This window comes from Saccharopolyspora sp. (assembly GCF_017434145.1).
GTDB lineage: Bacteria > Actinomycetota > Actinomycetes > Mycobacteriales > Pseudonocardiaceae > Saccharopolyspora_C > Saccharopolyspora_C galaxeae.
The window spans coordinates 1-9,960 of sequence record NZ_JAFRFW010000210.1; the positions used below are offsets into that span (position 1 = coordinate 1).

General features: G+C 70.2%; 8 protein-coding genes. 3 read left to right on the top strand and 5 right to left on the bottom strand.

The annotated features are described in order from the left end of the window. Positions 1 to 172: 172 nt before the first annotated feature. Positions 173 to 961 carry an alpha/beta hydrolase gene (locus tag IJH84_RS05910; RefSeq protein WP_200071615.1) on the top strand — a complete coding sequence of 263 codons (789 nt, stop codon included), beginning with the start codon at positions 173 to 175 and terminating at the stop codon, positions 959 to 961. Between the two features lie 68 nt (positions 962 to 1,029). Next, entirely contained in the window at positions 1,030 to 2,178 is a 1,149-nt protein-coding gene (locus IJH84_RS05915) for an NAD(P)-dependent alcohol dehydrogenase (RefSeq protein ID WP_295141247.1), read from the top strand. Positions 2,179 to 2,208: 30 nt separating this feature from the next. Here IJH84_RS05915 and IJH84_RS05920 read toward each other — a convergent pair whose 3' ends face one another. Continuing rightward, complete coding sequence (locus IJH84_RS05920) at positions 2,209 to 3,198, bottom strand: aldo/keto reductase (RefSeq protein ID WP_295141249.1); 990 nt, start codon at positions 3,196 to 3,198, stop codon at positions 2,209 to 2,211. Between the two features lie 41 nt (positions 3,199 to 3,239). Beyond that, positions 3,240 to 4,130 (bottom strand): aldo/keto reductase, encoded by an 891-nt coding sequence (locus tag IJH84_RS05925; RefSeq protein WP_295141252.1) that lies wholly within the window; start codon positions 4,128 to 4,130, stop codon positions 3,240 to 3,242. Between the two features lie 159 nt (positions 4,131 to 4,289). On the opposite strand from IJH84_RS05925, the gene IJH84_RS05930 reads away from it, so the two are divergent. Beyond that, the gene (locus IJH84_RS05930; protein ID WP_295141255.1) at positions 4,290 to 5,174 is read left to right on the top strand and encodes a helix-turn-helix transcriptional regulator; all 885 of its coding nucleotides are present in this window, start codon (positions 4,290 to 4,292) and stop codon (positions 5,172 to 5,174) included. A gap of 25 nt (positions 5,175 to 5,199) precedes the next feature. On the opposite strand, the gene acnA is transcribed toward IJH84_RS05930, so the two are convergent. The 3 genes from acnA to IJH84_RS05945 all read right to left on the bottom strand — a co-directional run. Next, positions 5,200 to 7,872 (bottom strand): aconitate hydratase AcnA, encoded by a 2,673-nt coding sequence (gene acnA, locus IJH84_RS05935; RefSeq protein WP_295141258.1) that lies wholly within the window; start codon positions 7,870 to 7,872, stop codon positions 5,200 to 5,202. Positions 7,873 to 8,139: 267 nt separating this feature from the next. Next, complete coding sequence (locus IJH84_RS05940) at positions 8,140 to 9,018, bottom strand: FCD domain-containing protein (RefSeq protein WP_295141261.1); 879 nt, start codon at positions 9,016 to 9,018, stop codon at positions 8,140 to 8,142. A 62-nt stretch (positions 9,019 to 9,080) separates the two neighbouring features. Further along, the coding region (locus tag IJH84_RS05945) for a tripartite tricarboxylate transporter permease (RefSeq protein ID WP_295141265.1) at positions 9,081 to 9,960 on the bottom strand (880 nt) is incomplete at its 5' end.

Consider the following 9,960-nt stretch of genomic DNA (forward strand, 5'->3'; position numbering starts at 1 on the left):
ACCTGCCCCGCCCGCTGCGCGGTCTTCCCGATGCGGACCGTGCCGCGGTCGCAGCGGTCGTCGACCGGCTTGAGCTGCGCTGAGGAACCGCAGCTCGACGGACGTGGGGCCATCGCCCGGGCTGAGCGCGTGGAGGTTCCGGCGGTTCGCCTGCGAGCGGTAGGCTCCGGCCGTGCAGCATGATCAGATTCGAGGCGCTGACCTGGCGTTTCAGCAGTCCGGCAGCGGTGACCGCGACCTCGTGCTGGTGCACGGCTTCCAGCACGACCACAGGGCGTGGAGCCCGCTGGTCGACCGGCTCGACCAGGAGCGATACCGGTTCACGCGGTTCGACCTGGTCGGCTGCGGCGCGAGCGGACGCCCGGCCACGCCGCAGCGCTGCACGATCGACGAGTACGCCGCCGACCTCACCGCGCTGTGCGACCGGCGCGGCATGGACCGGCCCGTCGTGATCGGGCACAGCCTGGGCGGTGTGATCGCGCTGAGCGCCGCCTTGGAAGATCCCGAGCGGTTCGCCGGGATCGTGCTGGTCGCCCCGTCGTCGACCTCCGGCTTCGACTTCCTGCCCGATGAGGCCAGCTTCGAGGCGCTCGCGCATCCGACGCGGGAGCAGCAGCAAGCGTTCGCCCGCGCAGCGTTCCGCCGCCCACCGCCCGAGGAATACCTGCGCGACCTCATCAGCGCGGTCGAATCGGCGTCGCCGGAACACATGGAGGGCGCGGCCCACGCGATGCGGACGTTCACCCGCCAACCGGACCTCGCCGCCCTGGCAGCTCTGCCGACACTGCTGGTCTGCGGTGATCGCGACAAGCACATACCGCTGCGCAACCACCTCGCCACGCAGCAGGCCATCCCGCGCTGCGGTTTGCAGGTGTACTACGACATCGCGCACGTTCCGTTCGTCGAAACCCCCGACACCTGCGCGGCCGACATCGAACGATTCCTCGCCACGATTCCGTGACCACCGGTTCGGGCCGGAGTCCGCTACGGTTGTGAAACCGAACATCCTGCTTGCCGGGGGAGTGGGCCATGAGGAGCACCATGGGCTGGCAAGCCGACGGCGCCGGGACCGCGTTGCGGCGGGTTCCGCTCGCACGTCGGGAACTGCGGGACGACGACGTCGCCGTGCGCGTGGACTACTGCGGCGTCTGCCATACCGATCTCCACGCCGTCCGCACCGGCAACGGCGAAGTGCCGGTCGTGCCCGGTCACGAGTTCACGGGAGTGGTGACCGACGTCGGGCGTGCGGTCACCCGATTCGCCGCCGGTGACGGGGTGGCCGTTGGCAACATCGTCGACTCGTGCGACGTATGCGCCATGTGCCGGGAAGGGCAGGAGAACTTCTGCCACGAGTTCCCGACCCTGACCTATGGCGGCACCGACCGCCACGACGGAACCACAACGATGGGGGCCTACTCCCGCGAGTACGTCGTCCGCGACCGCTTCGCCTACCCGCTTCCCGCCGGGCTCGATCCCGCGTCCGCGGCTCCATTGCTGTGCGCGGGGATCACCGTCTGGGAGCCGCTGCGGGCCCTCGGTGTCGGGGAAGGCACCCGAGTCGCGGTGGCCGGGCTCGGCGGCCTCGGGCACCTCGCGGTCAAGCTCGCCGTCGCACTCGGGGCGCAGACCACGGTCATCAGCCGATCCGCCGACAAGGCTGACGACGCCCGCCGCCTGGGCGCCCACGACCTGATCGCGTCCACGGACCGACGAGGAATGACCGCGGCTCGGGACAGGTTCGACGTCGTCATCGACACTGTGGCCGTCCCGCACGACGTCGCCCCTTACCTCGGACTCGTGGCCCTGGACGGAACCCTCAGCCAACTCGGGCACCTCGGCTCGGTCACCGTGCAGGTCACCGATCTGCTGATAGGACGCAAGAAGCTCAGCTCGGCGGGTAGCGGGGGCCGTCCCGCGACGGCCGCCATGCTCGAGTTCTGCGCCGAGCACGACGTCACCGCGGACATCGAACTCGTCCCCTCAACGCGCGTGCGCGAAGCTCTCGACCGCTTGGCGCGCAACGACGTCCGCTACCGCTACGTGCTCGACATGGCCGATCTGACGTCGGCCATCGCGGAACACGCGTGCGCGGCCCCGTGCCAAGCTTGGGCACGGGGGCCGGTTTCGCATCACAAACCGGAGAATTTGGGTCTGTACCGCCCGAATCTCCTTCTGTAGCGCGGTTTCCCGACCGCGCCGACCGCGGACTCACAAGCCGACCATCGACATCCCGGTGGCGTTGTAGCGGTCGCCCTGGACGCCGACCTGGGCGGCGAGGGCGTCGAGGTCGGCCACCTCGTCGGCGGACAGCGCGACCTGCGTGGCCGAGGCGTTCTCGTCGACCCGCTCGCGGCGGCGGGTGCCGGGGATCGGCACGATCCACGGCTGCTGGGCGAGCAGCCAGGCCAGCGCGATCTGGCCGGGTGTGGTCGCCTTGGTCCCGGCGAGGGTTCGGACGTGGGCCACCAGCGCCTCGTTGGCATCGATGTTTTCCGCCTCGAAACGCGGGATCGTGGCGCGGATGTCGCCGGCCGCGAACTCCGTCGAAGCGTTCACGGTGCCGGTGAGGAACCCCTTGCCGAGCGGGCTGAACGGGACGAACCCGATGCCGAGTTCGGCGCACGCGGGCAGCACCTCCGGCTCGGGATCGCGGGTCCACAGCGAGTACTCGCTCTGCACCGCCGTGACGGGGTGCACCGCGTGCGCCCGGCGGATCGTGCCCGCCCCGGCCTCGGAAAGTCCGAAGTGGCCGACCTTGCCCGCGTCCACCAGTTCGCCGACCGCGCCCGCGACGTCCTCGATCGGCACGTCCGGGTCGACGCGGTGCTGGTAGAACAGATCGATCCGGTCGATGCCGAGCCGTTGCAGGGATTCGTCGGCGACCCGCCGGATCTGCTCGGGCCGGGAGTTCGTCCCGTTCATCCGGCCGTCGGTGATGTTCCAGCCGAACTTGGTGGCCAGCACCACCTGCTCGCGAAGCGGTGCCAGCGCTTCGCCGACGAGCTGCTCGTTCACGTACGGGCCGTAGACTTCGGCGGTGTCGATGAAGTCGATGCCCGCTTGCTCGACGGCGTAGCGCAGCACCCCGATCATGTCGTCGCGATCACCGGGGTTGGGCCCGTAGCCCTGCGACATGCCCATGGCGCCGAGACCGACCGCGGACACTTCCAGTCCTTGGCCGAGCGTGCGTGTGTGCACCGGTTTCCTCCTGTGCTGATCTTGCGACGGGCCGAAAGCGCTCAGGCTTCGGGAACGTCGATGGCGAAGTTCTCGCGGTTGATGTCCTCTGGTGCCGGGCCGCCGCGGACACCGGTGTCGAGCGCGTCGATCGCGGCCAGCTGCCCCGCGGTCAGCTCGAAGTCGAACACGTCGAAGTTCTCCGCGATCCGCGACGGCGTCACCGACTTCGGGATGATCTGGCGGCCCTGCTGCACGTGCCAGCGCAACATCACCTGCGCCGGGGTCTTGCCGTGCGCGGCGGCGATCTCGCCGATCGCGGGATCGGCGAGGGTGCTCTTCCCGTACTCGCCGAAGCCGGGGTAGAAGGTGATGCCGCCGATCGGCGACCAGGCTTGATTGCGGATGCCCCGCTCGTCGTCGTAGGCCAGCAGCTCGGACTGGCGGAAGTACGGGTGCACCTCGATCTGGTTGACCGCGGGCACGATCTGCGTCTCGGCCAGCAGCCGGTCGAGGTGGTGCGGCATGAAGTTCGAGACGCCGATCGCGCGGACCCGGCCGTCGGCGTGGAGCTTCTCCAGCGCGCGGTACGCCTGGACGGTCAGGTCGAACTCGCCGGGCAGCGGCTGGTGCAGGATCAGCAGGTCCAGCCGCTCGGTGCCGAGCTTGCCGGTGGCTTTGTCGAAGGCGTGCAGCGTCTTGTCGTAGCCGAAGTCGTTGATCCAGACCTTGGTCTCCAGGAAGACCTCGTCGCGGTCCAGGCCCGAGCGGCGGACCGCCTCGCCGACCTCCCGCTCGTTGCCGTACGCGGCCGCGGTGTCGATGAGCCGGTAGCCGGTCTCCAGCGCCGCCTGCACGGCCGCGGTGGTCTCTTCCGGCTCTGCTTGGTAGACGCCGAACCCGATGGCGGGCAGCACCACTTCGTTGTTCAGCGTGAGGTTCGGAATCGTCATGTCCTCGACGCTAAGCCCGCCACCACCGGCCCGGCAGTGTCCGCAGAGCCGGGTACCGGCAGTACCCCCGTGCCGCCGGGCGCGGGCTCAAGGGCGTCGCGGGCTCAAGGGGTATTGCCGGACCCTCCCTCCCGCGCGCGAGGTGCTTAACCTGGAGGTATGGGCCAGACGGAGCACCGCGCCGAGGTCCGCGAGTTCCTCAGCTCGCGGCGAGCGCGCATCACCCCCGAGCAGGCGGGGCTGCCCGCCTACGGCGGCAAACGCCGGGTCAAGGGCCTGCGCAGGGAAGAAGTCGCGATGCTCGCGGGCGTGTCCGTCGACTACTACGTGCGCATGGAGCGCGGCAACCTCTCGGGCGCTTCCGAGCCGGTGCTGGACGCGCTGGCCCGCGCCCTGCAGCTCGACGAGGCGGAACGGGACCACCTGTTCGCGCTCGCGCGGGCCTCGGGGCAGAGTCCGAAGCGCCGCCGCGCCTCGCCGACCAGCGTGCGGCCGACCGTTCAGCACGTGCTCGACGCGATCACCGAGGCCCCGGCGTGGGTGCGCAACGCGCGCCACGACATCGTCGCGATGAACCGGCTCGCCCGAGCGCTCTACTCACCGGTCCTGGAAGATCCGCGCCGCCCGGCCAACACCACGCGGTTCGTCTACCTGAACCCGGCCGCCCGCGACTTCTTCGTCGACTGGGACCTGATCGCCAACGACGGGGCGGCGATGCTGCGCCTGGAGGCGGGGCGCAATCCGCACGACAAGGAGCTGATCGAGCTGGTCGGCGAGCTGTCCACCCGCAGCGAGGTGTTCCGCCAGCGCTGGGCATCGCACGACGTGCAGTTCCACCGCAGCGGGCAGAAGCGGCTGCACCATCCCGTCGTCGGCCAGCTCGACCTCGACTACGAGTCGATGGAACTGCCCTCCGAACCGGGCCTGACGCTCAACGTCTACACCACGCCGCCGGACACGCCCACCGCCGACGCACTGAAGATGCTCGCCAGCTGGGCCGCGACTCAGGACCTGGTCGAGGACGCGCCCGGCGAGGACGGCTGAGCGGCGCCCGCTCGGGGCGGTGCCGTTACTCGGCGGCGGGCAGTGACTTGCGGACCACGTAAGGCAGCGTTCCGCCGTGCTCGAGGTAGCTGATCTCGCTGTGCGAGTCGAGCCGCAGCCGCAGCCGCAGTTCCCGAACCGCTCCGCCGAGCCGGGTGATCGTCATCGTGACCCGGTTCAGGCCCACTTCGAGTGCGTCCGGGACGTGCAGGTCGAGTTCGTCGCCGGGGTGGAAGCCGTGGTCGTCGGCGGATTCGCCGGGCTCGAACACCAGCGGAAGCACGCCCATGCCGATCAGGTTGCTGCGGTGGATCCGTTCGAAGTTCTCCGCCACCACCGCGCGCACGCCGAGCAGCGACTGGGCTTTCGCGGCCCAGTCCCGGCTGGATCCGGCGCCGTAGTTCCGGCCCGCGATCACTACGAGCGGGATTTCCGCGGCACGACAGGACATCGCGGCGTCGTAGACCGGGCTGACGTGCCCGGCCGAGTCCAGCGCGCGGCCGCCGGATCCGGATTCCTCGGGCAGCAGCCGGTTTTCGACGGCTCGGTTGGTGAACGCGCCGCGCAGCATGACTTCGTGGTTGCTGCGCCGGGTGGAGTACTGGTTGAGATCGCGCGGTCGAGTGCCGCGCTCGCGCAGGTACTCGCCCGCGGCGCTGTCCGCGGGGATCGCACCCGCGGGGGAGATGTGGTCGGTGGTGACGTCGTCCCCGAGCCACAGCAGGACCCGGCCGTTCCGGAAGCCGAGCCCGGCCGGGGGAGTGCGGGAAAGTCCCGTCAGGTAGGGAGGTTTGCGGATGTAGGTGGAGTCCTCGTCCCACGAGAACCTGGTTCCCTCCGGCGCGGGCAAGGCGTGCCAGTGCTCGGTTCCGTCGCGGAGCTTCGCCGTGTTCGCGCGGAAGAGCTCCGGTTGCACGGAGTCGGCCACGACGCGCTGAACGTCCACATCGGACGGCCAAAGGTCCGCGAGGTGCACCGGATCCCCGTCGCGGTCGTGGCCGATCGGGGTGGTGGTGAAGTCGTGCAGCACCGACCCGGCCAGGGCGTAGGCGACCACCAGTGGCGGCGAGGCGAGGTAGGCCAGCGAGATCTTCGGGTTGATCCGCCCGGCGAAGTTGCGGTTTCCGGAAAGCACTGCGGCAGGCGTGAATCCTCGTTCGACCAGCGTGTCCATATTGGACTGCAACGGCCCGGAGTTGCCGATGCAGGTCATGCAGCCGAATCCGGCGACGTGGAAACCGGTGTCGGCCAGCGCCGCGAGCAGTCCGGCCGCGTCGAGGTAGTCGCTGACGACGCGGGAGCCCGGTGACAGCGAGGTCTTCACCCACGGCTTGGCGCGCAGGCCGCGCTCGGCGGCACGCTGGGCCAGCAACCCTGCCTGCACCATCAGCGCCGGGTTCGCGGTGTTGGTGCAGCTGGTGATCGACGCGATCGCGACCGCGCCTGCGGGCACGGGTTCCGCGAAGGACCTCGGTCGCGCGGAACGCACGGGTTCCCCAGCCGGTTCCTCGGAACCCGACGCGGGTTCCGGATTTCCCGCAGCCGCGCGGAAAGTGCCCGGCACGGCCGAAAGCGGGACGCGTTCGTGCGGCAGTCGCGGACCGGCCACGCTCGGTTCCACGGTGTCCAGGTCGATCGTGATCGTCTCGTCGTAGACCGGTTCCGGTTCGGCTCTGGTGCGGAACAATCCCTGCGCGCGCAGGTATTCGGCGACCACTTCGCGGTGCGCCGCGTCCCGGCCGGTGAGCGCGAGGTAGTCCAGCGCGTTCTGGTCGAACGGGAAGAACGCGCAGGTCGCGCCGTACTCCGGAGCCATGTTCGAGACCGCGGCGCGATCGGCCCAGCCGAGACCGGTCGCGCCGGGGCCGACGAACTCCACGAACTTGTCGATCACGCCGTGCGCGCGCAAGACCTCGGTCACCGTGAGCGCCAGGTCGGTGGCGGTCACGCCGCTGCGCAGCCTGCGGAGCAGCCGGACGCCCACCACGGTTGGGAACGGAACGACGACCGGTTCGCCGAGCATCGCGGCCTGCGCCTGCAATCCGCCCACGCCCCAGCCGACGACGCCGATCGAGTTGATCATCGGTGTGTGGCTGTCGGTGGCCACCAGCAGGTCCGGGTGCAGCAGCGGCGCATCTCCCGCCGGGTCGGTCCACACCACGCGCGCCAGCGACTCCATGTTGACCTGGTGGATGATCCCGGTCCCCGGCGGCACCACCCGGAAGTTCTCGATGCTGCGCTCGGCCCACCTGATGAACTCGTAGCGCTCGCGATTGCGCCGGAAGTCGATCAGCAGGTTGCGCTCGGCGGCGTCGGCGGTGCCGTACTCCTCGGCGATGACGGAGTGGTCGACGGTCAGGTCGACCGGGATCGCGGGTTGCAGCAGTGCCGGGTCACCGCCGAGGTCGGCGACGCCGTCGCGCATTCCGGCGAAGTCGGCGAGCGCGGGCAAGCACGTCGTGTCGTGCAGCATGATCCGGTTTGGGTGCAGCGGCACCTCGCAGTCGCCGCGGCGTTCGAGCGCGCGCCGCAGGACCGCCTCCAGCGAACCGGGGGCGCGGCGGGCGACGTTCTCCAGCAGCACGCGGATCGCGTGGGGCAGCGTGGCCAGCTCCCGCTCCGCGGCCAGCTCCAGCAGCGGAACGTACCGATACGCATGCTCTCCAACGGCAAGTTCAGCAGTCCGCGCAGCACCCATACAGAGATTGTACTAAACCGCTAACAAGTACAAAACTCGCTGGAAGTGGCCGCCCCCGCGCCGACACGCCCGTACGCCACCCGAGCAGCCCAGGCGCATTCCGAGTGAACGGAACTTTGGTCCCACTAGATTGGTCGAACGGGCCGTTCACTCGGGAGTTCCGGCGCGGGTGGCGCGGCGCCGACACGCCCGCGCGTCGCGCGATCAGCGGGGGTGCGTTGGGAGTGAACGGAACTTTGGTCCCACTAGATTGGTCGAACGGGCCGTTCACTCGGATTGAGCGGCGGGGATTCGGGTTTTGAGCTCGCGGACCTCGTCGAGGTGCTCGTGCAGGAAGCGGGCCGCGGCCGCGTGGTCGCCGGTTTCCAGCAGATCGAGCAGTTCCAGGTGCTCCCTGGCCTGGCGGACCAGGCGTTGCCGGTCGGTCTGGTGCCGGTACTCGACGAGGCGGCGCACCCGGTTGACCCGGCAGACCGCGTCGAGCAGGTAGGCGTTGCCCGCGCAACCCACGATCATCTCGTGGAACTCGGCGTTGACGCGGAACAGCTCGCCGCGCGGCAGCAGCAGCGCGTCCCCGCGCAGCAACGATTCCTGCTGCTTGCGGTGCAGCGCGAACTTCTCCGCGTCGATCGCGAAACCCGGTTCGCGCACCGCCGCGGGCTCCACGATCATGCGGAAGCGGTAGCTCTGGTCGTGCGCCTGCGCGGTGGACAGCAGCTGCTGGAACGCCCAGCCGCGGCCCGGCCTGCGCCGGATCAGGTCCTCGCGCTCCATGCGCACCAGCACGCGATCGGCCTCCCGCGTCGTGAGGCCGTAGCGGCGGCGTACCTCGGCGGTGGTGAACTCGCCGGCGAACCGGCCGCTGAGGTAGTCGTCCCCGATCCGGAAGTAGGCGTCCTCCTCGTTGTCCGGCCCCGCGGAAAGGTCCACGTGGGCCAATTCGCCGGCGGCGCGGGTGAGGAAGTACCCGCGGTTCGGTTCCTGCGCGACCAGCCCGAGTTCGGCGAGGTAGCCGAGCGCTTTGCGCACCGGCGACCGCGAGATGCCCAGGGCGTCGGCGACCCACTGCTCGCGCACGTGCGCGCCCCGGTCCAATTCGGAGCGTCGAATCAGGTCGACGACCTGCATCGCGATGCTTGGGGGCATGATCTCCTCGCCGATCTGGTCGCCGACCATGCTAATCGGGCGGCTCGGAAACCTGCGCCCGGTCAGGCCGCGGTTCGCCGCGAGCGCCACCGCAGCACGAGCGTGCCGAGCACGGCGACCGCCAGCACCGCGTACAAGCTCACCGCGATGGGACTGTCGAACAGCACGAGCACGTTGCCCTGGCCGACGGCCATCGCCCGGCGCAGCTCCTGCTCCGCCAGCGGCCCGAGGATGACGCCGATCAGCACCGGCGCCAGCGGAACACCGGTGCGGCGCAACAGGAAACTCAGCAGACCGACCAGGTAGACCAGCACGATGTCCGATACCGCCAGCTTCGACGCGTACGCGCCGAGCGTGGCGAACACGGCGATCGCGGCGTACAGGTAGTGCTGCGGGATGCTCAGCAGCTTCGCCCAGACCGGCGCGAACGGCAGGTTCAGCACCAGCAGCAGCACGTTGCCGATGAACAGGCTCGCCAGCAGCGCCCACACCAGCTCGCCCTCGTCCTGGAACAGCAGCGGCCCCGGCTGCATCCCGTACTGCTGGAAGGCACCGAGCATGATCGCGGTGGTGGCCGAGGTGGGCAGGCCCAGCCCGAGCAGCGGGACCAGCGACACCGCGGTGGTCGAGTTGTTCGCGGCCTCCGGCGCGGCGACGCCCTCGATCGCGCCCCGGCCGAACTCCGAACCGCCGCGGCGCCGCGCCAGCCTCCGTTCGTACCCGAGGGACAGGAACGTGGGGATTTCCGAGCCACCGGCCGGGATCGCGCCGAACGGCAAGCCCAGCGCGGTGCCGCGCATCCACGGCAGGAACGACCGGCGCACGTCTTTGCGGTCGAGCCAGGGCCGCCCGGTGTCGATGTCCTGCAGCCGCTGCCCGCTGCGGTTGCGCGCGGCGACGTGCAGGACTTCGCCGATGGCGAGCATTCCGACGGTCACCACG

Bases quoted from the DNA above. Each gene is read 5' to 3' on its own strand.
- IJH84_RS05915 (WP_295141247.1), top strand. From the start codon at position 1,030: ATGAGGAGCACCATGGGCTGGCAAGCCGACGGCGCCGGGACCGCGTTG.
- IJH84_RS05925 (WP_295141252.1), bottom strand. From the start codon at position 4,130: ATGACGATTCCGAACCTCACGCTGAACAACGAAGTGGTGCTGCCCGCC.
- IJH84_RS05930 (WP_295141255.1), top strand. From the start codon at position 4,290: ATGGGCCAGACGGAGCACCGCGCCGAGGTCCGCGAGTTCCTCAGCTCG.
- acnA (WP_295141258.1), bottom strand. From the start codon at position 7,872: ATGGGTGCTGCGCGGACTGCTGAACTTGCCGTTGGAGAGCATGCGTAT.
- IJH84_RS05940 (WP_295141261.1), bottom strand. From the start codon at position 9,018: ATGCCCCCAAGCATCGCGATGCAGGTCGTCGACCTGATTCGACGCTCC.